18 protein-coding genes are annotated in these 25088 nt (G+C 62.3%); 7 read left to right on the top strand and 11 right to left on the bottom strand.

Going from position 1 to position 25088, the window contains the following annotated elements; genetic code table 11:
• Positions 1-32: 32 nt before the first annotated feature.
• The 6 genes from ACYVHK_RS19160 to ACYVHK_RS19135 all read right to left on the bottom strand — a co-directional run bounded on the left by ACYVHK_RS19160 (position 33) and on the right by ACYVHK_RS19135 (position 6752).
• The gene (locus tag ACYVHK_RS19160; protein WP_460535402.1) at positions 33-1457 is read right to left on the bottom strand and encodes a gamma-aminobutyraldehyde dehydrogenase; all 1425 of its coding nucleotides are present in this window, start codon (positions 1455-1457) and stop codon (positions 33-35) included.
• A 44-nt stretch (positions 1458-1501) separates the two neighbouring features.
• Positions 1502-2329 (bottom strand): ABC transporter permease, encoded by an 828-nt coding sequence (locus tag ACYVHK_RS19155; RefSeq protein ID WP_460535400.1) that lies wholly within the window; start codon positions 2327-2329, stop codon positions 1502-1504.
• Positions 2319-3305, bottom strand: coding sequence for an ABC transporter permease (locus tag ACYVHK_RS19150; protein WP_460535398.1), 987 nt, complete (start codon positions 3303-3305; stop codon positions 2319-2321). Before ACYVHK_RS19150 ends, ACYVHK_RS19155 begins: the two co-directional genes overlap by 11 nt.
• Positions 3302-4312: an ABC transporter ATP-binding protein gene (locus ACYVHK_RS19145; RefSeq protein WP_460535396.1), complete on the bottom strand. Its 1011-nt coding sequence runs from the start codon at positions 4310-4312 to the stop codon at positions 3302-3304. Before ACYVHK_RS19145 ends, ACYVHK_RS19150 begins: the two co-directional genes overlap by 4 nt.
• Before the next feature lie 257 nt (positions 4313-4569).
• On the bottom strand, positions 4570-5730 hold the full coding sequence (locus ACYVHK_RS19140) for an ABC transporter substrate-binding protein (RefSeq protein ID WP_460535393.1): 1161 nt from the start codon (positions 5728-5730) through the stop codon (positions 4570-4572).
• A gap of 470 nt (positions 5731-6200) precedes the next feature.
• Entirely contained in the window at positions 6201-6752 is a 552-nt protein-coding gene (locus ACYVHK_RS19135) for a thioredoxin family protein (protein WP_460535391.1), read from the bottom strand.
• A gap of 127 nt (positions 6753-6879) precedes the next feature.
• Here ACYVHK_RS19135 and ACYVHK_RS19130 point away from each other — a divergent pair, with 127 nt between their 5' ends.
• A complete protein-coding gene (locus ACYVHK_RS19130) occupies positions 6880-7608 on the top strand; it encodes an RsmE family RNA methyltransferase (protein ID WP_460535388.1) in 729 nt (242 codons plus the stop codon).
• Between the two features lie 15 nt (positions 7609-7623).
• Here ACYVHK_RS19130 and ACYVHK_RS19125 read toward each other — a convergent pair whose 3' ends face one another.
• The 4 genes from ACYVHK_RS19125 to ACYVHK_RS19110 form a co-directional block, all read right to left on the bottom strand.
• Complete coding sequence (locus tag ACYVHK_RS19125; RefSeq protein WP_460535385.1) at positions 7624-8235, bottom strand: GNAT family N-acetyltransferase; 612 nt, start codon at positions 8233-8235, stop codon at positions 7624-7626.
• A gap of 65 nt (positions 8236-8300) precedes the next feature.
• Positions 8301-9461, bottom strand: coding sequence for a cytochrome C assembly family protein (gene ccsB / locus ACYVHK_RS19120; protein ID WP_460535383.1), 1161 nt, complete (start codon positions 9459-9461; stop codon positions 8301-8303).
• Complete coding sequence (locus ACYVHK_RS19115; protein WP_460535380.1) at positions 9458-11485, bottom strand: cytochrome c biogenesis protein ResB; 2028 nt, start codon at positions 11483-11485, stop codon at positions 9458-9460. Before ACYVHK_RS19115 ends, ccsB begins: the two co-directional genes overlap by 4 nt.
• 132 nt (positions 11486-11617) lie before the next feature.
• Positions 11618-12238, bottom strand: a complete 621-nt coding sequence (locus ACYVHK_RS19110) for a c-type cytochrome (protein WP_460535378.1) — start codon at positions 12236-12238, stop codon at positions 11618-11620.
• A 320-nt stretch (positions 12239-12558) separates the two neighbouring features.
• On the opposite strand from ACYVHK_RS19110, the gene yihA reads away from it, so the two are divergent.
• From yihA to ACYVHK_RS19080, 6 genes are all read left to right on the top strand, one after another.
• Entirely contained in the window at positions 12559-13191 is a 633-nt protein-coding gene (gene yihA, locus ACYVHK_RS19105; protein ID WP_460535376.1) for a GTP-binding protein, read from the top strand.
• 268 nt (positions 13192-13459) lie between these two features.
• Entirely contained in the window at positions 13460-13843 is a 384-nt protein-coding gene (pilG, locus tag ACYVHK_RS19100) for a twitching motility response regulator PilG (RefSeq protein WP_284195756.1), read from the top strand.
• A gap of 22 nt (positions 13844-13865) precedes the next feature.
• The gene (locus ACYVHK_RS19095; RefSeq protein ID WP_331984065.1) at positions 13866-14231 is read left to right on the top strand and encodes a response regulator; all 366 of its coding nucleotides are present in this window, start codon (positions 13866-13868) and stop codon (positions 14229-14231) included.
• A 12-nt stretch (positions 14232-14243) separates the two neighbouring features.
• Positions 14244-14759, top strand: a complete 516-nt coding sequence (locus tag ACYVHK_RS19090) for a chemotaxis protein CheW (RefSeq protein ID WP_460535373.1) — start codon at positions 14244-14246, stop codon at positions 14757-14759.
• A gap of 73 nt (positions 14760-14832) precedes the next feature.
• Complete coding sequence (locus ACYVHK_RS19085) at positions 14833-17064, top strand: methyl-accepting chemotaxis protein (protein WP_460535370.1); 2232 nt, start codon at positions 14833-14835, stop codon at positions 17062-17064.
• A gap of 75 nt (positions 17065-17139) precedes the next feature.
• Positions 17140-23379 carry an Hpt domain-containing protein gene (locus ACYVHK_RS19080; RefSeq protein WP_460535368.1) on the top strand — a complete coding sequence of 2080 codons (6240 nt, stop codon included), beginning with the start codon at positions 17140-17142 and terminating at the stop codon, positions 23377-23379.
• Positions 23380-23442: 63 nt separating this feature from the next.
• On the opposite strand, the gene glpD is transcribed toward ACYVHK_RS19080, so the two are convergent.
• Positions 23443-24930 (bottom strand): glycerol-3-phosphate dehydrogenase, encoded by a 1488-nt coding sequence (gene glpD / locus ACYVHK_RS19075; protein WP_460535366.1) that lies wholly within the window; start codon positions 24928-24930, stop codon positions 23443-23445.
• Positions 24931-25088 lie beyond the last annotated feature (158 nt).

The raw sequence follows: 25088 nt of genomic DNA, 5'->3' as shown, positions 1-25088 counted from the left end.
ACCAGGGGAAGCCCTGCAGGGGAAAATGATGCTCAGTTCTTGATCATGACGTGCCGGACACAGCTGTAGTCCTCCAGCGCATACATCGACATATCCTTGCCGTAGCCGGACTTCTTCATGCCGCCATGCGGCATTTCACTGACCAGCATGAAGTGGGTGTTGATCCAGGTGCAGCCGTATTGCAACTGGGCCGCCGCCTGCATGGCCTTGGACACGTCGCGGGTCCAGACCGAACTGGCGAGACCATAGTCGGAATCATTGGCCCACTGCACGGCTTGTTCGACCTCGTCGAAGCGGGTGACCGAGACCACCGGGCCGAACACTTCCTTCCGGACGATCTCGTCGTCCTGGCGTGCGCCGGCAATGACGGTGGGCTCAAAGAAAAAGCCCCGCCCGGCAGCCGACTTGCCGCCTGCGGTCACCTCGATATGCGACTGGCCGGCCGCCCGTTCGACGAAGCTCGCCACCCGGTTGCGCTGCCGGTCGGAGATCAGCGGCCCCATTTCCACACCATCCATGTGCTGGTCGCCAAAGCGGATGGTCGACACGGCGCTCGACAGATCGGCCACCAGCTTCTCGTACACCTTGCTGCCGGCGTAGACCCGGCAGGCGGCAGTGCAGTCCTGACCCGCGTTGTAATAACCAAAGGTCCGGATCCCTGCCACCACCTCCTCGATATCGGCATCGTCGAACACGATCACCGGTGCCTTGCCACCCAGCTCGAGGTGGGTCCGCTTGAGCGACTTGGAGGCCGTCTCCAGGATCTTCTGCCCGGTCGAGACGTCGCCGGTGATCGAGATCATCCTGACCTGGGGCTGCGAGATCAGCGGGCTGCCGACTGACTCACCCCGGCCGGTCACGACGTTGACCACCCCGGCCGGCAGGATGTCCGCCATCAGCTCCGCCAGCTTCAGCGTCGTCAGCGGCGTCTGCTCGCTGGGCTTGATCACCACGGTATTGCCGGCTGCAATGGCCGGTGCAATCTTCCAGGCCGCCATCATCAGCGGGTAGTTCCACGGCGCGATGCTGGCGACGACGCCCAGTGGATCGCGCCGGATCATGCTGGTGTGACCTGCCAGGTATTCGCCGGCCAGTGCGCCCTGCTGGCTACGCACGGCGCCGGCAAAGAAACGGAAAACATCGGCCACGGCCGGGACTTCGTCATTGAGCGCAAACAGATAAGGCTTGCCGCAGTTGAGGGACTCGATGCGGGCAAACTCGGTCGCCCTCGCTTCGATCGCGTCGGCCAGCTTCAGCAGCAGGGTCGCCTTGTCCTTGGGCGTGGTCCGGGCCCAGCCGGCGAATGCCAGCTCGGCGCTGCGGACCGCCGCCTGTACCTGCTCCAGCGACGCTTCCGCCACCTCGGCGATCACTTCACCGGTCGCCGGATTGAGCACCGACTCGACCTCGCCCTCGCCGCGCTGGAACTGACCGTTGATAAGCAGATGGGTATTCATGCATTTCTCCTTGGTGGCCTGTGCTGCCACGATGCAGCTATCGTCTATTTACCGCTACCGGCTACGGTTTCCGTGCCTTGCGTCAATCGCCAGGCGAGCAGGATGGGCACCATCGTGACCAGCATCACCGTCATGGCGACCACATTGGTGATCGGCACATCGCGCGGCCGCCCGAGCTGGTTCAGCAGCCAGATTGGCAAGGTACGCTCCTGGCCGGCGGTGAAGGTCGTCACGATGATCTCGTCAAAACTCAGGGCAAACGCCAGCATGCCGCCGGCCAGCAAGGCCGTGGCAATCTGGGGCAGCACCACGTAGCGAAAGGTCTGCAGGCTGTCGGCGCCCAGATCCATGGACGCCTCGACCAGGCTATGCGAGGTCCGCCGGAAACGGGCGATCACATTGTTGAACACCACCACCATGCAGAAGGTGGCGTGGCCGATGACGATGGTCCAGAAGCTCGGGTCAACCTGCGCCAGCTTGAAGCTCGACAACAGGGCAATGCCGGTCACGATGCCCGGTAGCGCAATGGGCAGGCTCAATAGCAAGGTGATGCTGTTCTTGCCCAGGAAATCCCGCCGGTACAGTGCTGCCGCCGCCAGCGTGCCGAGCACCAAGGCGACCAGGGTGGCCGCCGTCGCTACCTTGACCGACAGCCAGATCGCCGCCAGTACGTCATCCCGCCCGAAAGCCACGCTGAACCAGTGCAGCGTGAAGCCCTGCAGCGGAAAGCTGAACGCCGATACCTCGGTATTGAAGGCGTACATGCAGACCACCAGCAGCGGGAAGTGCAGGAAGGCCAGCCCGGCCCAGGCCATGCCCCTGAGCCACCACGATGCCGACGCTTCTGTCTTGGGGGCAGGTTTAAAGCGCATCGAAAGCTCCCAGCCGCCGTGCGATGCCCAGGTAGACACCGATGATCAGGATAGGGACGACGGTAAAGGCCGCCGCCATGGGGATATTGCCGATCGCGCCCTGCATGGTGTAGACCATGTTGCCGATGAAGTAGCCACTGGGGCCCACCAGCTGCGGGATGATGAAGTCGCCGAGGGTCAGGCTGAAGGTGAAGATGGAACCCGCCACCACGCCAGGGAAGGCCAGCGGCAGCAACACCGTGCGGAACGTCTGGGCCGGCGTCGCGCCAAGATCGGCCGAGGCCTGCAGCAGGGAGGCCGGCACCCGCTCCAGCGCCGCCTGTATCGGCAGGATCATGAAGGGCAGCCAGATATAGGTGAATACCAGGAAGCGACCCAGGGTACTCGTCGACAGCGAGGTACCACCAATCACCGGCAGTGCCAGCACCGCCTCCAGCACGCCGAGCAGGCCGAGTTGCGCCACGCACCAGTAGACGATGCCGCCCTTGGCCAGGATTACCGTCCAGGCGTAGGCCTTGACGATGTAGCTGGCCCACATGGGCAGCATCACCGCGATATAGAACGCGCCCTTCCAGGCACCTCTGGCATAACGGGCCATATAGTAGGCCAGCGGAAAGGCGATGATCGCGGAGGCCAGGCTCACGGCGGTGGCCATGCCCAGCGTACGCAGCACGATGTCGATATTGGTATCGAACAGCGGGTTGCGCGGGTCGCCGATGGCGCGGAAATTATCGAGCGTCAGCGTCGGGCTGACCGCCATGGTGAAGTCGTCAAAGGTGTAGAAGCTCTGCACCAGCAGCGCAAACAGCGAGCCCAGGTAGACGGTGCCGTACCAGAGCAAGGGCGGCACCAGCAGCAGAAGCAGCGCCAGGGTACGGCGCCGGTACAGCAGCGTCGCCAGGCGACGGCGCAAGCCACCGGACTGCCCGCTCGCGGCGCCATGCTCATGCAAGGTGGAGACGGCACTCACCATCATGCCTCCAGCCAGACCATGGCCTGCTCCTGCCAGCCCAGGGTGACGGCCTGCCCGGGCGTCGGCCGTGCTTCATGGCCGTCGAGCTGGTTAGGCAACGAAACCGCCAACCTCACCCCATCCTCCAGCTGGACCTCATACCGGCTGGCCGCACCATGGTATTGCACGTCGATCAGCGTCGCAGCCAGGCGGATGCCGTCGAAATCCGCCTCCACGAAAGTGATCTGTTCCGGACGGATGGAGAACGGCTGGGCCTCGCCGAGCAGGGTTTGCGCCAGGCTTGCACCAATCACGTTGGAGCCACCGACAAAGTCAGCCACGAACGCCGTCTTGGGCTGGGTGTACAGCAGCCGGGGCGAGGACAGCTGTTCGATGCGGCCCTTGTTGAACACGGCCACCCGGTCAGACATCGACAAAGCCTCACCCTGGTCGTGGGTGACATAGATAAAGGTAATGCCAAGCTTGCGCTGCAGGGCCTTGAGTTCGACCTGCATCGCCTCGCGCAGCTTGAGGTCCAGCGCACCCAGCGGTTCATCCAGCAGTAGCACGCGCGGCTGGTTGATCAGTGCGCGGGCCAGTGCAACGCGTTGCCGCTGGCCACCGGACAGCATGGCCGGCTTGCGGCTGCCGTAGTCGGCCAGCTTAACCAGCGCCAGCATGTCCTCGGCGCGACGACGGCGTTCGGCCTTGGCGACGCCTTTCACCATCAGGCCGTAGGCGACGTTGTCTGCCACGCTCATGTGCGGGAACAGCGCGTAATCCTGGAACACCGTGTTCACGTCGCGCAGATAAGGCGGCACGCCTGCAGCCTCGACGCCGTGGATACGAATGGAGCCGGCACCGGGCTGCTCGAAGCCGGCAATCAGCCGCAAGCAGGTGGTCTTGCCGGAGCCGGACGGACCGAGCATGGAAAAGAACTCGCCGTCGGCGATGCTGAAACTCACATCGTCGACCGCTTTGACATTATCGAAGTGACGGCTTACGCCCAGGAACTCTACCGCTGAAGTCATGTTTGCTGCTCTGCTACCGGCAGCGCGTCCGCGCCGCACAAATGATCCGAATGACCGCCGGGAAGGCGCAGGTCAAAAAAGAACGCCCGACCGGTCCGACACCTTGGACAGGGCCGGTCGGGACCAAAGGCGACCCGCGGAGCATGCACCGGATCGCCGAGCGCTATGGAGCAGGCTGCGCGGACCAGGCCGACAGGCTGCGCCGCGGCACCCTCCTGCAAGACGCGATGGAGATACTGCGTCTTGCAGCGGGATGCCTAGCGTCCCCCCATGATCGCGATGTAGTCCTGTGTCCAGCGGCTATACGGCACACAACTGCCCTGGCTGGCACACTTGGCCTGCGGCGTCTTCCAGAACTTGATCTGGCTGAAGCGCTCGAAACCATTGTCCTTGCAGAAATCACCACCGCCAGGCGCCTTGTCCTTGCAGGCTGCCGGCACCGCGGGCAGCGAACCGAACCATTCGGCCACGCCAGCCTGGGTCTTGCCGTTCAGCGAATGCTCTAGCCATTTGTAGGCACAGGTCAGGTTCTTGGCTTCGGCATGCAGCATGGTGCTATCCGCCCAGCCGGTCGCCCCTTCGATCGGGACGGTGGAGGCCACGGCCTGCGCCGGCTTCTCGGCCAACAAGGCATTCACCTGGTAAGGCCAGGCGCTGCTGGCAGCGACGCCTTCATTCTTGAAGTCGTTCATCTGCACGGTGACGTCGTGCCAGTAGCGATGCGTCAACGCTTTCTGGGCGCGCAAAACCTTCAGCACTTCGGCGTACTGCTTCTCGTTGAGTTCGTAGGGGTCCTTGATACCGAGCGCGGGATTCTTCTTCATCAGGTAGAGCGCGGCATCGGCGATATAGATGGCCCCATCGTAGGCTTGCACCCGGCCCTTGTTGCTCTTGCCGTCGGGCAGCTTCTGCTCTTCGAACACCACCGCCCAGCTCTTGGGGGCCTCCTTGAAGACCTTGGTGGAATACATCAGCACATTCGGCCCCCACTGGTAGGGGACGCCATAGTGCTTGCCGTCGACCGTATGCCAGGGTGCGTTCTGCAGCCGGGTATCGACGCTCTTCCAGGACGGCAGCAGGGCAACATTGATTTCCTGCACCTTCTTGCCATAGACCAGCCGCAGCGAAGCGTCCCCGGAGGCCGTGACCAGATCGTAGCCACCCTGGTTCATCAGGCTGACCATCTCGTCCGAGGTCGCGGCGGTCTTGACGCTGACCTTGCAACCGGTGTCTTTCTCGAAACCGCTGACCCAGTCGTAGTTCTTGTCGGTCTCGCCGCGTTCGATATAACCCGGCCAGGCGATGATGTTGAGCTTGCCTTCTGGCTTGCCGAGGCTTTGCAACGGGCTGGCCTGGCCCGCGCCACCGAGGGCGACTGCAAGGGCGAATGCCACAGCATGGGTAGTTCGCTTGTGCATCGTTATCTCCTTCTGGTTTGCGTGGGCAAGGTCCCACCGGGGATGTAGCTGGCAACGATTCTCTGCCTCGGCCTCTTTTCCCATCCAGCCATGTGAGGAGATAAAAACTATCGATAAAACCGAACGGCCTAGCGCCTCATCGGTGCATGCCTGGTAACCCGCCGCGCCAATTGGGTGCGGCAGTGCAACAGGCGATGTCACACCGGGATAGGCCGATGACAGTTTCATCCATACAAACAGGCACTTTGACCGAATGGCGCAATGCAAAAGGCCAGGTCGTGCCGTGTGCCAGCTGCCTATCGAGAAAAACGATTGAATTACCAGGTAGCCATCCTTAGGCCGCACTGAAATCGGTAATTCAGATTGCTACTGCAGGAAAATCTGAAAAACAGATGACGAAAAGGCGTGGCATACGTGGCCGAAAGGCCGCCGGCAAGCCTGCCACCGGTCAAGCCGTTGTTGTCGGCACGCTACGTTCGCCATTTGATGGAGCAGCCCATCGACGGCCACTGCTGTGGTGGGCCCTCACCGAGCATGGCGATCATCTTCATCGCCTCGAACAGCTCACGGGCGGCGCCCGGTACGACATGCCGACCAGACGCGTCGAAACGGCCGCGGTAGCGCAGCTTGAGCTCGCTGTCGTAGCCGAAGAAGTCCGGCGTGCAGACGGCGTCATAGGCACGCGCCACATCCTGGCTTTCGTCGAACAGGTAGGGGAAGCCAAAGCGATAGGCCTTCGCGTAGGCTTTCATGGTGTCGAAGCTGTCTTCGGGGAATGTCGTCGGGTCGTTGGAACTGATGGCAACGCAGTTGATGCCGTAGCTGCCAAGCTCGCGGCAAGTCTCGACCAGCGGCTCACGGATCGCCTTCACATAGGGGCAGTGGTTGCAGATGAACATCACCAGCAAGCCATTGACCCCGCGGCAAGCCGCCAGGTTGTAGCGCCGGCCATCAGTGGCCGGCAGGTCGAAGTCCGGCGCCGGCAGCCCAAGATGGACCTGGGGAGTGGTGGTGCTGGCCATACGAAGCATCCGGGAAGGGTGGGAGCGATTCGAGTATAGGGTAAGGCGGAATCCGCTGCCGGCTACCCAACTGGCAAGCTCGGCTCACTGGCATAATCGCGGCCATCAACCTACACGACACACCGCCATGCCCCGTTTCTTCATCGACCAGCCCCTGCAATCCGGACAGCAGTTCGACCTGCCTGAACAAGCGGTCCGCCATGTCCAGGTGCTGCGCCTGCAACCCGGCGAGGCCTTGACCCTGTTCAACGGCCAGGGCGGTGAGTACGCAGCGCAGGTGGTGGAGATGGGCAAGCGGCATGTGACCGTCAGTGTTGGCGAGTTCCAGCCCGAGGAGCGGGAGTCTCCCCTGCAACTGACGCTGGTGCAGGCCCTGTCTGCAGCGGACCGGATGGACTACACCGTACAAAAGGCGACCGAGCTGGGGGTGCAGACGATACAGATCGTGCAGTCGGCCTACTGCAGCTACAAGCTGGCATCGGACCGGGTCGAGAAGCGCAAGCAGCACTGGCAGGGGGTGGCGGAATCCGCTGCCGAGCAGTGTGGCCGGACCCGCGTGCCGCAGATTCTTGCACCGGTACGATTCGAGAACTGGCTGGTCAAGGCGCCTGCTACCGACCTCAAGCTACTGCTGTCGCCCAGCGGGGCGATCAAGCTGACCGACTTGCCGGCGACTGCCGGCAGCGCCCAGGTATTGATCGGCCCGGAAGGCGGATTCTCCGCAGACGAAGAAGCGATGGCACTGACGGCGGGCTTTACTCCGCTGATACTCGGCCCGCGCCTGTTCCGGACCGAAACGGTGGCACCGGTGATCGCCGCGCTGCTGCAGTCGCGTTACGGGGATTTTGGCGGCTGAGAAAGGCTGGGGACGTCAGACCAGAACGGGGTTCGCCAGGCTACCCGATACCACCAGTGACTTTTCCAGCAGGATGGTATCGGCCAGGAAGCTCAGGTCGCGCTTGCGCTCACCTGTCTCGACAAAGCCCAGCTTGCGCCAGAACGGGAAAGCCGGCTCATTGCTGGCAATGATACCGATCCGCACGGTGCGCATGCCTGGCCAGCCGCGTATCAGTTGCTCGATACGCTCATAAGCCTGCCGACCTAGCCCCTGCCCCTGCCACCGCTCCGACAGCAGCAGCAAGCCGATCATCGACTGGCCTGGATAGCGCCAGCCCTTGAGCAGCATGGTCACGCCGACCAGCTCCTCCCCATGGAAGACCCCATAGATCTGCTGGTCCGCGACATTACGGCCGGCCGGCAGCTCGCTGCCGGTAAACCAGGCCGCGATGGCATCACGCGACGGCAGGGATTTGCCCTCGGTCAGCCGCCAGTAGCCGGGGGCCTGACTGCATACCTGGTAGAGCTCGCTCAGCTGTGTTTGATTGGGGGCGACTATGCGCGTCAACCGGATGGTCACTACCGTTCCCTGCAATGGCAAACGGCCAGCTAGGCGCTGACCGTTCTGGATAAGAAGTGCGGGCACTTTACCTAGCCGCCCAGGCGCCGTCGAATATATCGCCGGGCCTGCCCGCCACTTCAGCTGACCGCTTACAAACCGCCGTAGGAATGCAGACCGGCCAGGAACATATTGACGCCCAGGAAGGCGAAGGTGGTGACCAAGAGGCCGATGACAGCCCACCAGGCCAGCACGTTGCCACGCCAGCCCTTGACCAGACGGACATGCAGCCAGGCGGCGTAGTTGAGCCAGACGATCAGCGCCCAGGTCTCCTTCGGGTCCCAGCTCCAGTAGCCACCCCAGGCATCAGCTGCCCACATCGCACCCAGGATGGTGGCGATGGTGAAGAACAGGAAGCCGACCGCGATCGCGCGGTACATGACCTCGCCGATCGTGTCGTAGGCCGGCAGGCGGCTGGCCAGCACACCCTTGGAGACCAGCAGCTGCGCGACGCCCAGCATGGCGGCAAGCGCAAAGCTGCCGTAGCCGACGAAGTTCGCTGGCACATGGATCTTCATCCACCACGATTGCAGCGCCGGGATCAGCGGCTGAATCTCATGCGCCTGCCGATCAAAGGTGTACCAGATGATGAAGCCCACTGCCGCCGTCACCACCAGCAGCACGAAGGCGCCCATCTTGCGGGTCGCGAAGCGTTCCTCGTAGTACAGGTACATCAGCGAGGTGATCAGGCAGAACAGGATAAAGACTTCATACAGGTTGGACACCGGCACGTGTCCGATATCCGGACCGATCAGGTAGCCCTCGTACCAGCGCACGAAGAACCACACCACGGCGGCACCGGAGGCCGCCCAGGTCAATCCAGACGCGATGGCTTCCAGCGTTGCGGAGCGACGCAGCAGGCCGCCCCAGTACAGCAGGGTGGCCAGGAAGAACAGCACGCACATCCACATGGCGGCCGATTGGCTGGCCAGTGCGTACTTGAGCCAGAAGGCCGTCTGCCCCCGGGCCAGCTCGCCACCGTAAAGGCTGACCCCGCCGAGCGCGATCATGCCGGCCACCGGGAAGAACACCCGGATGGCTTTCCAGAACCAGCCCAGTGCGATCAGTGCCAAGCTCATGCCCGCCAGAATCGCCTGCTCGTAGCCATCCATGGCCAGGTGGTAGCGATTGAACACCACGCCTGCGACCAGGAGGACGAAGGCGGTGAACAGATGGTCGCCCAGTCGCAGGTCGCGCCAGAATGGCCGGTTGGCATGCAGCGGCTGCTTGGCCGCCAGGGTGGAAGTACTCATGACTGTCTATCCTCTTGCTGGCCGGCGATCGCCGCCAGCGCCGCTTGATGCGTTTCGAACTCGCGCTCGGTCAGCGCGTCGCGACGGTTGCTGCTCAAGGCGAGCAACAGACTGTCCTGGCTGATCCAGATCCACAGACGATTCTCTCGTATATAGAACATGCAGAATATGCCGAGCACCAGCAGCAGGCTGCCAAGGTAGACCAGCGGCTGGCCCGGGCTGCGTGTCAGCTGGAAACCGCTGGACTTGACCTCGTCGAAGCCGACCGGCTGCAGCCAGAAGCCGCTACCGTAATCGAAACTGGCGGAGACGGCGACCAGACTGTCCATCAGGAAGCGGTAGTGCTTTTCATCGACCGCCTGCACCGCGAGCCCGGCTCGCTGCCGGCTCAGGTTGGCCGCATCGATCACCGCCCCCTGCAGCAGCTTGATATAGGTCTGTGCGACGGCCTGCCGTTTGTCCGCCGGTACCTTGTCGCTCAGGAAGCTCTCCAGCGCACTGAAGCCCCCCTCCGAGAAGCGCTGCAGTACCCAGGCGACGCTCTGCTCGAACTCCTTGCGGAACGGCGCAGTAATGGCCCCTTCGCGCTCGGCCTTGTCGGCAGTACGACGGGCAATCTCGGGCCAGGCAGCAGGATCCGCCAGCGTAGCGCGCAGCTGCATGAAACCATCCGGCTGGAAATTCTCGTCCAGCGGAATACGCACGAAGGCAAACGGTGCGGCAACTTCGCTGCGCACGCCGCTCATCATGTAATAGCGGCCCTCATCCTCGAACGGCGCCAGATAGTTAAGGTACTCGCGCGCCTGACCCTGGCCATCGCGTACCTTGAACTGGATGGTCGGCCCCATGTTCTTGACCTTCTTGTCCGCCTTCACCTGGCGGGCGTCCTGCAGCATCTTGCCAAGGCCCCCCTGCTGGCCGGCTTCGGCCAGGTTCTCGATATTGAAGGGGCGGAAATCGCCGAACTCCAGCGTCAACGGCGTGCCTTTCCAGTCAAAGCTCGAGTTGGACTGGGACACGGCGCTGAGCTTGCGTGGCTCGGCAGATTTACCCTGCCAGTCCCAGACCGCGAACTGCAGGTGGGAGCCGCCATCGCCGAAGCTCGACTGATAGATCGCAATGCCGTCGACGATCAAGGGATGGTTCACCTTGACCGTGCCGGTCGTCACCTTGCCGGTCGCATGGCTGGTGACCTCGACATCGCTGGCGAACAGCTTGGGCTGGCCGGTGCTGTAGTGCTCGATATGGAATTTCTTGAGCTTGAGCGAGAACGGCAACTCCTGCACGAAGTAGCCCCGGCCGGCATTGAGGAACACCACATCGCCAGCCGTATCCTCGGCCAGGTTGAGATTGCCGCGGAAGGATAGATTGCCGGGCCCCAGCCGGCTTTGCTCCGGGATCTGGCTTTGCGGCACGTTGCGCAGCTCAACCTGCTTGATGCCCAGCTCGGTCTGGATCTTGAGCGGCAGGTTGCCGTCGAGCAAGCCGCCCAGGCAGATCACCACGATGGCGGCATGGGCGAACAGATAACCCAGGCGCTGCAGGCTGCCCTTCTTGGCGGCCAGCAACAGGCCGCCGTCTCGTTCGAGCTGCTTGAAGCGGTAACCCTGGCTGCTCAGCCAGGCCTGCGCCTGCTCGATGGCGCTGGCGGACGGCTGGGAGAGCGGGAATTCCTGATGATGGCCGACGGCACGCAGGGACTTGAGTGCGGCGTGCTCTCGGTAGGAGCGCACGTCGCGCAGGATGCCGGGCAGGTGGCGATAGATGCAGACCGAGGTGGACAGGACCAGAAAGGCCAGCATCAGCAGGAACCAGCTGGCGTGGTAAACATCGAACAGACCCAGCCAGCGCAGTGGCTGGAACCAGAAATCGCCGAACTCGAACACATAGTCCGGATACGGTTGGTTCTGCTGCAGCACGGTGCCGATGATGGAAGCGATCGCCACCATGACGAACAGGCTGACCGCGAAACGCATGGAGCTCAGGAGCTCGTAGCAGGCTCGTGCAAAAGAGGAACGGCGCACTTGGATTTCCAACACATGGACCAAAGGGGTGGCTAGGCCACCCCTTTGTATCTGACGGCCGGTAGAAATTCCCGGCCTCTCGATTCTTTTTAGGCCCGCCTCAATCGAATGATCGATCCGGGCCGAAAGGTTTTAACGCAAACCTGCGATGTATTCGGCAACCGCCTTCATTTCAGCATCGGACAGCTTGGCAGCGATCGGTGTCATGATGACGTTCTTGCGATCGGTCGCAGCCTTGTAGTTGTTCAGCTGGGTCACCACGTAGGCAGCATGCTGGCTGCCCAGGCGCGGGAACTGCACCGGAATGCCGGCACCGTTCGGGCCGTGGCAGGCCATACAGGCCGGCACGCCCGTGGCGGAGATGCCGCCCTGATAGATCTTCTTGCCTGCAGCCATCAGTTCCTTGCTGGTACCGGCGCGCTCCTTGGGCTTCTGCTCACCGAAGTAGGCACCCAGGTTGTGCATGTCTTCGTCCGACAGTGCGGCGACCTGGCCCATCATGATCGGGTTCTTGCGCTCGCCCTTCTTGAAGGCGACAAGCTGGGAATAGATGTACTCGGGATGCTGACCGGCCAGGCTGGGGTTGGCACTGGCGGCACTATTGCCGTCCACACCATGGCAGGCTGCACAGACTTTTTCCACAATCGCCTTGCCCTTGGCCGGGTCGGCCTTGGCTGCGGTTGCGGGCGCTTCCGCCGCCATGACAAAGGGGGCGAAGAGGCCGAGGAAAACTGCCAGCGCGCTGCATTTCATAGCAACAACTCCTTGATGACGGGGGTGAGCGGCGAAGTCGCTCGTTTTACTTGTTTTAGCTGACCGCTGGCGCGCTGCATGCGGGGCGGGAAGCGTCCGCGCGCCAAGGCTTTGATTCAAACCTGATATTCTATCCGAACCTTTAGAGGCTGTTAATGAACTATTTCACCCACGCTCCAGGCCGGAAAGCGACGGCAGGCAAGGCGCGGGCCACTTGTACCGGTGCTGAAACCCTGTCTGGTGTAGGGTTAAAATAGTGCATTGATCCCCTCTGCGCGTCGCCCAAGTCGACGCCCACCACCTTTTTTAGAGCATTGCGCATGTCGCTGTTTCGCCAACTCCGTTTCCATACCACCGTCAACGACCTGCACATGCTGCCGGCCGGCGGCGTGGAAGTTGCCTTTGCCGGCCGCTCCAACGCCGGCAAGTCCAGTGCGATCAATACCCTGGCCGACCACAACCGGCTGGCCTTCGTCTCCAAGACGCCTGGCCGGACGCAGCATATCAACTACTTCGACTTTGGCGCCGGCCGCTTCCTGGTCGACTTGCCGGGTTACGGCTACGCCCAGGTGCCCGAGCCTATCCGCGCCCACTGGGAACACCTGCTGGGCCAATACCTGGCTACCCGCCCCAACCTGATCGGCCTGGTATTGCTGATGGATGCCCGCCATCCGCTCAAGCCGCTCGACGTCCGCATGCTCGACTGGTTCATCCCGACCGGCCGGCCGGTGCATGTGATGCTGACCAAGGCCGACAAGCTGACCCGCCAGGAGCAGGCCAAGACGCTGGCCGCCGTGCGCGACAAGGTCGGCGGTTGGCCGCAGTGCACGGTACAGCTCTTTTCCAGCCTGAAGAAAACCGGCATCGACGAGGCCGAAGGTGTCGTCGGCGGCTGGTTTGATGAGGCCCTGGCGGCCGAACAGGATGCCGCCCAGGACGAAGCAGGAACTTAAACGCTAGACCGGGCTCCTAGACGGTAGGTGTCATCACACCTCCCGCTTCTTCCTCCCTGAGCGGGTGCCCGGCCATCATGCGCCGGGCCTTTCGACCCCGGCCTTTTCCCCTTAGGCCGGGGTTTTTTATTACCGTTGGCCGTATTTTTGCCAAAAACGGGCACTAAACTTGCTGTCGTCATAGTGGTTTGATTGGCTGTATGCTATGTTAGCAATCGCCGTAAAAGGTGCATAAGCGCATCGTCGGTGGGCATAAGGAGACAAGCCGATGCAGAACCTCGCCGGCATCAAGGTTATGGTGATCGACGACAGCAATACCATTCGCCGCAGTGCCGAGATATTTCTTGGGCAAGCCGGCTGCGAAGTCATCCTTGCTGAGGATGGATTCGACGCACTGGCCAAGATCAGCGACCATCACCCCGACGTGATCTTCGTCGATGTGATGATGCCGCGGCTGGATGGTTACCAAACTTGCTCGCTGATCAAGAAGAACCCGAAGTTCAAGGCGACGCCCGTCATCATGCTGTCCTCGAAGGACGGCCTGTTTGATCGGGCACGTGGCCGGATGGTCGGTTCGGATGAATACCTGACCAAGCCATTTACGAAAGACAGCCTGCTGCAAGCAGTGGGCATACATGCCAACCACGCCTAAGTGGCGTCAAGGATTGAATTAAATGACCATCAAGAAAATTCTGATCGTCGACGACTCCCCGACCGAACGACACTTCCTCGGTGAACTGCTGACCAAGAACGGTTTCCAGGTCATGACCCTGGAAAGTGGCGAAGAGGCCGTGGCGCGCGTCAAGGACATCATGCCTGACCTGATCCTCATGGATGTGGTCATGCCTGGCCTGAACGGCTTCCAGGCGACCCGTACCATCACCAAGGATGATGCGACTGCGCACATCCCGGTGATCATGTGTACCTCCAAGGGTCAGGAAACCGACATCGTCTGGGGCAAGCGCCAGGGTGCCAAGGGCTACGTGGTCAAACCCGTCAACCCCGAAGAACTGCTCAAGCAGATCGCGGCGCTAGGGTAAAACCAGACCATCATGGCAAAGCGCGTCAGCCTTCGTGAATTCCAGGAAAGCGTGGTGGCAAGGCTCAAGTCCTTGCCTGCTACGCATGCGGCTACCACCAAGCTCGGCATCCAGGTCGGCGATACCTCCTGGCTGGTCGATCTGACCGACGTCAGCGAAGTGCTGCCGGTACCGAATATGGTGGACGTGCCCTTGACCCGTCGCTGGTTCAAGGGCGTCGCCAATATCCGCGGCAATCTGTTCAGCGTGGTGGATCTGCCAGGGTTTCTTGGCGATGAACCGGTGCATCTGGGTGTCAGCAGTCGCCTGCTGATCATCCATCCCCGGCATGTGGTCAACTCAGCGCTGCTGGTGAACCGCATGTTGGGGCTGCGCAACGTGCAGAACATGGAAGAAACCGCACCGGCCGATCCGGCCGTACCGTGGTGCGGACCGACCCGTCGCGATGTCGATGGCCGGGAATGGCGAGAGATGCGCATCAACGAACTGGTGCAACAAGCGCCGTTCCTGCAAGTTGGCACCATCTAGAAACAACTGGGCAAAGCACGAAAATTCATAGGCCGACGCGGCCCGCAAATAGGCAACAGGGAGAAATGCGAACATGGCGCTGCTGGATAAACTGAAATCGAACAGCAAGAGCAACACAGCCGATTCGGCGGCGCAGGCGCGTGGCGGCCTGAGCAATACATTGATGAATGTGCTGTCGGGCAAGAAGGGGAGCGCGGACAAGGCAGAAAAAGCCTATGACCCGCTGCGCACCGTTTCCATCCTGGACCGCATCCGTCCCCAGGCAGAAGGCGGGGTCGCCAAACCCTTGCCGCTGATCGGCCACCTGCCGATCCGCCGCCAGATCGAGATCTGCGTCTGGACCATGGGTATCTCCATCGTCGCTTTTGCGGTCACCGTGGTGCTGATGGTGCGGGCCTCCGGCCATGACGCCATCTACCGTGCGACCTCGACGGAAATGCAGATGCTCTCGCAACGGATCGCTCGTGCTTCTGCACAGGCCATCCAGGGTAATGCCGAGGCATTCCCGCTGTTGTCCGAAGCGTACGACAAGTTCAATACCGACCTTGACCGCCTGCTCAATGGTGGTGATGGCCTGCCCGCCTCCGGCGGCGCTGCTGCCGACATCCTGACCGGCATCAAGCAGAACTGGGACGCCAACTTCCGTCCCAACCCCAAGAAGCCGACCATCGAGATCATTCTGAAGCAGAAAGATACGCTGATCGCGCTGACCAAGAACGTGAGCTCGATTAACCGTAACGATGCCAAGCTGCTGGAACTGACCCAGCAGCTCGTGTCCTTGCTGGGCGAATCCAAGGCGACCGCGCATGAGATCGAACTCGCCAACCAGCAGGTGATGCTGTCGCAGCGTATGGCCAAGAACGCCAACGCCATGTTGGCCGGTGAAATCATCAACCCGGAAGTGGTGTTCCTGCTGGGTAAGGACACCAACACCTTCCGCGACACCCTGACCGGGATGATCGAAGGTAGCGAAGAACTGCGCCTGCCTGCCGCCAGCAACCCGGAAGTGAAACAGAAGCTCAGCGAAATCCGCGACATGTTCAAGGACTTCGAGACGGTCGTGGGCGCCTTCTCGCGCAACATGCAGAACCTGGTGTACACCCGCCTCGCCAACCAGACCACCTACAAGGAAAGCGAAAAGCTGCTGCAGGATGGCAAGAAGCTGACCGAAGCCTATGAGAGCCAGGCTGGCGGCATCCTGATGGTCGTGCTGGAAGTGGTGTTTGCCATCCTGGCCTTCGCCGGCCTGTTCGGTCTGATCCGCGTATACAACGCTGAATCGCAACGTCGTCGTTCCGAGATCGAATCGGAAAACAAACGTAACCAGGAAGCCATTCTGCGGCTGCTGAACGAAATGTCCGACCTCGCCGACGGTGACCTGACGGTCCGCGCATCGGTGACGGAAGACCTGACCGGCGCCATCGCAGACTCGATGAACTACACCATCGACGAGCTGCGCAGCCTGATTATCGGTATTAACCGCGCCACCGACCAGGTGACGGCCGCATCCCAGCAAGCCCAGGCCATTTCGGGTGAACTGCTGCAAGCTGCACAACGCCAGTCCGAAGAAATTATCGACACTAACGAAGTGGTGCAGAACATTGCCCGCTCGATCACGGACGTGTCCGGTACTACCGTCGAATCCGCCCGTGTGGCGCGCCAATCGCTGGACGCTGCCAACAAGGGCGCCGACGCCGTGCAGAACCAGATCAAGGGCATGAACGAAATTCGTGAACAGATCCAGGAAACTGCAAAACGGATTAAGCGTCTGGGTGAAAGCTCGCAGGAAATTGGTGAAATCGTGGAACTGATTTCCGACATTACCGAGCAGACCAACGTGCTGGCGCTGAACGCTGCCATTCAGGCCGCATCGGCCGGTGAAGCAGGTCGCGGCTTCACGGTGGTTGCGGAAGAAGTGCAGCGACTGGCTGAACGTTCCGGTGAAGCGACCAAGCAGATCGGTGCGATCGTGAAGACCATTCAGGCCGATACCCACGACGCCGTGGCCGCTATGGAACTGTCCACCCAGGGTGTGGTGGAAGGTGCCAAGCTGTCCGACGCCGCCGGTCAGGCGCTGACCGAAATCGGTCAGGTGTCGAGCGAACTGGCCGGGCTGATCGAGACCATTGCCAAAGCGACCCAATCGCAGCAGCAACTGGCCGACAAGGTGGCCGTGTCGATGCAGGACATTCTGCGCATCACCGAGCAGACCACCGCCGGTACCAAACAGACTGCCGTACAGATTGGTCAGCTGACCGGTCTGGCTGCCGAGCTGAAGGGCTCGGTTGCAGGCTTCAAGCTCTAATTCGGTCAAGGCCGCTGCCGGGGACTCCGCAGCGGCCGAGCTGCCATCCAGCCATAACGCGGAACCACAATACTGATGAGCGCGCACACCGAATTCGATCTGGGTTCGCTGATCTGGGTCAAAGGCGAAATCGACCAAGCCCTGGAGAAAGCCCGCCAGAGCCTGGCCAAGTACGCCAGCCAGGCCGATGCGGCCGAACTCAAGTTCGCCCAAACACATTTGCACCAGGTACGTGGTGCTGTCGAAATGGTCGGCCTCTCTGGTGCCGCCCGTTTCGCCGAAGAACTGGAAGTTGCTGCGGGCAGCATCGAACGTGCAGAAGCTGGGCTTCTGGACGCAATCGTCGATGCTTCGCAAGGCCTGACCCAATATCTGGAATCCCTGGTCAACGGGGCACCGGATCTGGCACTCAAGCTGTTGCCCAGCTACCGGCGTATCCGCCAGCTGCGCGGTGAGCCCAATAGCAGTGGCGCCGATCTGTTTTTCCCCTCCCTGTCTGCAGAGCTGCCAGCCACGCTGGCCGCCAGCAAGCTCGACGCCGGCGCCCTGCCCAATTATCTCAAGGGTGCGCGCAGCCGTTTCGAAGCCGGCCTGCTCAAGTGGATCAAGGGTGAGAAGCGCGAAGGCGCGCAATGGATGATGCAGGCCCTGTTCGGCGTGGCACGTAGCCAGTCGAGCAGCCTGCAACGCGGTTTCTGGTGGGCGGCTGCCGCCCTGGTGGAAGGCAGCGTGGACAACCGCGCCAAGCTCGATATCGACCAGAAGCAGCTGTTCTCCCGCCTTAACCAGCAGCTCCGGCGTTTGTCCGAAAGCGGCGGGAAGGTAGCGGAGCGTCTGTTCCGTGACGTCCTCTATGCCGTTGCCCATCTCGACACCCATAGCGTGCAGTGCGCTGCGGTACGCCAGGCCTTTGGCCTGATGGACCTGCTGCCCTCCGGCGCCCTGGAAGACGATGCCCAGAAGCTGGCATCGCTGCATACCGCCCGTGAGCTGCGCGACCTGGTCAACCAGGCCAAGGACAACTGGGCACGTATCGGTGGCGGCAGCCTCGATCGCCTGCCACAGGTGCGCCAACAGATCAGCGATCTGGCCAAGCGCGGTGCGAGCTTGTCGATCAAGGGCTTCGACGCCCTGGCCACGGCATTGGTACAACTGATCGGCACCATGAACGGCGCCCCGGCAGAAGGCCAGGCGCTGGAAGTGGCGACCGCCCTGCTGCTGCTTGAAAACGCCCTGATTGTCTTCCCGGAACGCTCGACCGATTTCCCGAGCCAGTCCGAAGCCATGCAGGCTCGACTGCGTGACGGCACGGCCAGCGCACCGGAAGTGACCTTGCTGGATGAAGTTTCCCGCAAGGCCCAGGAAAAGCTCCTGATGGCCCAGGTGGCGCAGGAGATCCAGGCCAATCTGGTACAGATCGAACAGACGCTGGACGATTTCTTCCGCGACAGCAGCACCCGCGCAGAACTGGCCGGTACGGCCGGTCCTATCCGCCAGATCCGTGGTGCCCTGTTGATGCTCGATGAGCATGACGCACAGCAACTGCTGGACGCCTGCTCGGAAATCATCAAGCACAACCAGGTCGAGGACTACGCGGCACCGGCCGATCAGCTGGAATTCCTGGCCGAAGCCTTGTCCAGCCTCGGGTTCTATATCGACGCCCTGCGTCGTGAGGAAGCCGACCGTGCGCAGATCATCGCGCCCTGGCTGCAGAAAATTCGCGGCGAAGAAGCACCAGCAGCGGTAGAGCCAACCGAAGCAGAACAGATCGCCGCCGAGTTTGCCGTCGGTCCCGAAGCCGAAACCGAACATCACGCGGCGGCTGCCGACCCTGCGCCGGAGCCTCAGGCGCCCGCGGTCAGCAACGCTGTCAGCGAAGCGGCAGTCGACGCAGAGTTGCTCGAGGTCTACCTCGAGGAAGCCGTCGAAGTCCTGGAAAACGTCAACAGCCATATCGACGTCATCCGCGACCAGCCAACCAACAAGGATGCCCTGACCGTCATCCGCCGTGGCTTCCACACCCTCAAGGGTAGTGGTCGCATGGTGGGCCTGAACCAGTTGGGCGAAGTCGCCTGGTCGGTCGAGCAGGTCATGAACAAGTGGCTGCAGGACGACAAGCGCGCGACCCCTGTCCTGCTGCAGTTGCTCGACAACACCGCGCAGCAGTTCTCGCAGTGGGTTGAGGAACTCAAGGCAACCGGTACCGCCCAGGTCGATGCCCATGCCATCCTGACGTTGGCAGAGCAACTGCGTAGCGGCGTTGAACCGGAAGCCGTCAGCAGCGTCGAAGTCGCCGCACCGCTGAGCGCACCGGTTGTCGAAGCCGCGCCGGTCGAAGCCGTGGCCGAGCCGGTCCTGGAGATCGCCGAGCCGGAAGTCCAGCTCAGTGAACTGAGCCTGGATATCGAACCGGTTATCGAGGCACCATCGCTCGATACGCCACTCGATCTGAGCCTGGAAGTACCGGTGCTCGATATCGAACCGCTGGCCAACCTGCCCGAGCCGGAAGCCGAAGCAGCCACCATCGAAGCACCGGTGGAACTGGCACCGCTCGAAGCGGACAGTGATTTCAGCCTGGATTTCGATCTGGACGTACTGGATGCGCCTGCCGCTGCGCCGGAAGCCGGGCTGACGCTCGATATCGCACCGACAGAGTCCGAGTCCGAAGAGCAGCCGGAGCTGGTGATCGGCCCGGTCACCATCTCCAAGGCACTGTTTGGCATCTTCCTAGACGAAGCCTATCGCCACTTCGCCACACTGAATGAAGCCTATGGCGACTTCAGTACGCGGGGCGAAGTACGGCCGGAATTCGTGCACGCCGCCCACACCTTGTGCGGCATTGCCAACACCACCGGCTTTACCGCCCTGGGTGAGCTCGGCTATGCGATCGAGCAGGCCCTGCTGGCCTATCAGCGTGCCGCTGTCACGCCCGAACTCGGCGACTACGATACGGTAGCCCTGGGGATCGACAAGGTCGGCGTCATGCTGGGTCGAATCAGCCTGTACGAAGTACCGCAGGAAGAACCACAGACCGTGGCCCTGCTGGTGGCACTGGCCAATCAGTTGAAGGACAGCGTTGCCCAGGCCCTGCCGGCCGAGACCGAACTGTTGAGCATCGACCTCGACGCACTCCCGCAGGAAGCCCCTGCCGAAGGTGCGGAAGAGGCCATGGTCATCGAGCTCGATGGTCTGGACCTGGATTTGGGCGAGCCCGAGGCATCGACATCGGCCGACGACGCCGTCATCGACCTCAGCGCGCCCATGCTGGCCGAGCCTGCCATTGCGCAGGACAGCGGCCTGCCCGAGATTACGCCGGAAGAACTGCCGGACCTGCAGGCACTGGATCTCGATATCGGTGAACTGCCGGACCTGGCCTTGCATGCCGGCGACGATGAAGTGCTCGAACTCGGCCTGCCTGCCGAAACGGCTGCCGAGGCTGTAACGGCCGAAGCCGCAACGCCGCTTGCCGACATCGAGCCCGCGATCGAACTGGATGCGCTGGACCTGGACCTCGACGCCCTGTCGGCCAGCCCGGTCGAGTTGATCGAAGATGTCGCACCGGTCGCAGCAGAAGCACCGCTGGAAATTATCACCGAAGCGGCATTGCCGCACGACGCGGATGGCGAGCACGACGGTCTGGTGGATCTGGATCTGTCGGAAGAATTGGTCGCCATCAGTGTCGAGGAAGCCCCGGCTGCAGACACGACGGACGTCGTGGCCGAGCCGGTGGTCGAACTCGAACCACTCGCAGCCGATACCGACATCGCTTCGCTGGAGCCCTTGCTGCTCGACGAGTCTGCCGATATCGAACTGCCGGTGCCGCAAGACGAAGCGTTGCTGGATGCCATTCCGCTGGCCGAAGTCGACGAAGCCATCGTGCTGGACACCAGCGAGGCGGAAGCCCTGCCGGTCGAAGCCGAGCCGTTGCCTGAACCGGAACAAGTGGAAGCCGTCGCCACGCCGAGCCCGGCCGAGCAGGATGGTGTAGGCAGCGTGCTGCACCTGGCCAGCCCGGATCGTCTGGGTGACATCCATGTCCAGGATGAACTGGACGAGCAGTTGCTGCCTATCTTCCTCGAAGAAATGCAGGAACTGTTGCCGCAACTGTCGGCAGACCTGCGCGCACTGCGCAGTGATGCCAATAATGGCGACACCCATGACTCGCTCAAGCGGGTATTGCATACCCTCAAGGGTAGCGCGCGAATGGCCGGTGCCATGCGCATGGGTGAAGCGACGCACAATATGGAAACCCGTCTGCTGAACGCAGGCGAGCATGTATCGGCAGCGCTGATCGACGAGCTCGATCTCGACCTCGACGCCATCACCGAACTGCAGGATCGCCTGATCAACGGCGAACCGGTCAGCGAGGATGATGCCGCAGATGCAGCCCAGGCTGCAGCCGATGCCGGTGTCGCCGCGGCAGCCGCTGCCGTGGGCCGCGCCGCACCGGCTCAACAACTGGGCCTGTCCGACCCCGATGCCGGCAAGTCCAGCATCCGGGTTCGCTCCGACCTTGTCGACCGTCTGGTCAACCAGGCGGGTGAGGTGTCGATTTCGCGTACGCGGATCGAGTCGGAAATGCTGGCGCTCAAGCGCTCGCTGCTGGACCTGACCGATAACGTCGGTCGTCTGCGCGGTCAGCTGCGTGAGATCGAAATCCAGGCGGAATCGCAGATGCAGTCGCGGATGGCACACGCCAGCGACATGCCTGACTTCGACCCGCTGGAGTTCGACCGTTTCAGCCGTCTGCAGGAACTGACCCGCTTCATGGCCGAGAGCGTCAACGACGTGGCGACCGTGCAGCACAACTTGCTGAAGAACCTCGATGAATCCAGTGCTGCGCTGACCCAGCAGGCACGGATGACGCGTGACCTGCAGCAGGAACTGATGCGGGTTCGCATGGTGCCGTTCTCGTCGGTGTCGGAACGACTTTATCGCCTGGTACGCCAGACCGGTAAGGAGACATCGAAGAAGGTCAACCTGGAAATCCGTGGCGGCCGCGCCGAGATTGACCGGGGCGTGCTGGAAAAGATGGTGTCGCCGTTCGAGCACATGCTGCGTAACGCCATCGACCATGGTCTGGAAAAACCGGAACAGCGTCTTGCCACCGGCAAGAACGAGTTCGGTGAAATCGTCGTGGAAGCCCGCCAGGAAGGTAACGAACTGGTACTGGTGCTGCGCGACGACGGTGCCGGTCTCGATATCGAACGCATTCGCCAGAAGGGCCTGGAAAAGGGTCTGATCGAGGCAGGTGTCGAGTACACCGACCTCCACATCATGGGCCTGATCTTCGAAGCCGGCTTCTCCACCGCCAGTGCCGTGACCCAGCTGTCCGGTCGCGGTATCGGCATGGACGTGGTCAAGAGTGAGATCGAGGATCTGGGCGGTCGCGTCGAGGTCAATTCGGAAGCCGGCAAGGGCACGATCTTCACGATCCACCTGCCGCTGACGCTGGCCGTGACCCAGGCCGTGCTGGTCAAGGTCGCCGGCAAGCTGTTCGCCATCCCTTCGGTGATGGTCGAGCAGGTGCAGGAACTGAAGATCGATCCGCTGAACCAGTTGTACCAACGGCACCAGGCCGAGTGGCAGGGCAATACCTATCCCTTCCACTACCTGCCACGCCTGTTGGGTGACTACGACAGCCAGCCCGAGCAAAAGCGCTACAACACCATCATGTTGCTGCGTTCCGGTATCAGCCGTATTGCGATCCACGTCGACGAACTGGTGAAGAACCAGGAAGTCGTGGTGAAGAACATCGGCCCGCAGCTGGTGCGTGTGGCCGGTATCGCCGGTGCCACCGTGCTGGGTAACGGTGAGATCGTGCTGATCCTGAACCCGCTGGCCCTGCTGCAGCGTCGTGCCGATGCACCGGTTGCCGACTTCGATGCCGCGATGGCAGCCAGCGCGCCGGCGCCGGAAGAACTGCTGCAGATCACGCCGCTGGTGATGGTGGTCGACGATTCGCTGACCGTGCGCAAGATCACCGGTCGTCTGCTGGCCCGCGAAGGCTATCAGGTCGAAACCGCCAAGGATGGTGTGGATGCCCTGCAGAAGCTGCAGGATGTCCGCCCGGCGGTGATGCTGCTGGACGTGGAAATGCCGCGTATGGACGGCTTCGAATTGACGCGGAATATGCGCGCCAACGCCGATCTGCGTGACATCCCCATCATCATGATCACGTCGCGTACGGCCGACAAACACAAGAACTTCGCGTTCGAACTGGGCGTCAATGCCTTCCTGGGCAAGCCTTACCAGGAAGACGAGCTGCTGGAACATATCCGGCGTCTCACCGGCGAAGAGAGCCCGTCCCTCTAAGCCACGACTGGCCCTTCAAATACCCCGCTCCGGCGGGGTATTTTCATTTCTGTTGCCGCTACGTCACGGATTACGCGTGAGCCAGTCCTGCAGGCTCTTCCGTTCCTGCAGTGTCATGTGCAAACCGAGCTTGGTACGCCGCCACAGGATGTCTTCGGCCGTCCTCGCCCACTCTTCGCGCATCAGGTAGCGCACCTCACGCTCGTAGAGTCCGGCACCGAAGTGCGCGCCAAGATCTGCTTCGCTGGTCACACCCGTCAGCAGGCGCCCCAGGCGATCCCCGTACAGGCGGGCCAGGCGATGCAGCAGAGTGGGCGACAGGCCGGCATAGTGCTGGCAACTCTGCCGGTAGTAGGCGTCGAAGTCGGCGTCGGGAATCACGCCGCCAGGCAAGGGGGGCGGTGTTGCAGGCACCTGCATGCGCTCAAAATAGGGCTGCAATTGCTGCAAGGCATGACGCGCCAGCTGCCGGTAGGTCGTGAGCTTGCCACCGAACACCGACAGGACCGGCGCCCCCTCCCGATCAAGCCGCAGCGTGTAATCACGGGTGATCGTCGAAGGGTTGCTGCGCTGGTCGTTGTAGAGCGGGCGCACCCCGGCATAACGCCAGACCACATCACCCGGCCGCGGCGGCTGCTGGAAGTATTCGCCGACCAGATCGCACAGGTAGGCGACCTCCTCATCGGAGCAATGGACTTCGCCGGGGTCGCCCTCGTGCACGATATCGGTGGTGCCGATCAGGCTGAAACGCCCTTCGTACGGCAGGACAAAGGCAATCCGGCCATCGCGGTGCTGCAGGAGATAGGCCTGCGCGCCGTCATGCAGCGCCGGCACCACGATATGACTCCCCTTGACCAGCTTGACCGAATCCCGGGCACCAAGCGCCAGGCCATCCTTCAATACCCGTTCCACCCAGGGCCCCGCCGCATTGACCAGGGCACGCGCCCGTACGGTCTCGAGCTTGCCGCTGTCTGCCTGCAGTTCGGCCCGCCACTGCCGCCCTTCACGCTGTGCCTTGAGCAGGCGGGTGCGGGTGCGTACCACGCCACCCAGCTCACGGCACTGCATGGCATTGGCGACCACCAGCCGTGCGTCGTCCGCCCAGCAGTCGGAATAGACAAAACCTCGCCGGAACTCGGGCTTGAGCGCTTCGCCCCAGGCATGGCGTCGCAGATTGATCCCCTTGGACCCCGCCAGCTTCTGGCGACCACCCAGATGGTCATACAGGAACAGGCCCAGCCTGATCATCCAGCCCGGCCGCAAACCGGCATGGTGCGGCAATACGAAGGCCAAAGGCCAGACCAGGTGGGGCGCCATGTGCAGCAAGACTTCACGCTCGCTCAGGGCCTCCCGTACCAACCGGAACTCACGGTGCTCCAGGTAGCGCAGGCCGCCATGGATCAATTTGCTGGAGGCGGACGAGGTCGCACCGGCCAGGTCACCCTGCTCGACCAGCAATACCTTCAGCCCGCCCTGGGCAGCATGGTTGGCGATACCGGCACCGTTGATGCCGCCACCCACCACCAGCAGATCATAGTTGTTCTCTTCCATCGCCTACCCAAGATAGTCGTCGTTTGGTCCGGGGGCCAGCCCGACAGCCCATCCAGCCCCCATACCGGCCGCTATGCCCAAAACCGCGCCGGCAAATTCCTACAAGTCATACCGGCGTGGACGCCGCTGCCGTAAGCTCTGCCCTGTCTGGATGGATA

This window comes from Chitinimonas naiadis (assembly GCF_054780835.1).
The sequence above is the reverse complement of the archived record's forward strand: the minus strand, read 5'-3'. Positions and strand labels throughout refer to the sequence as shown.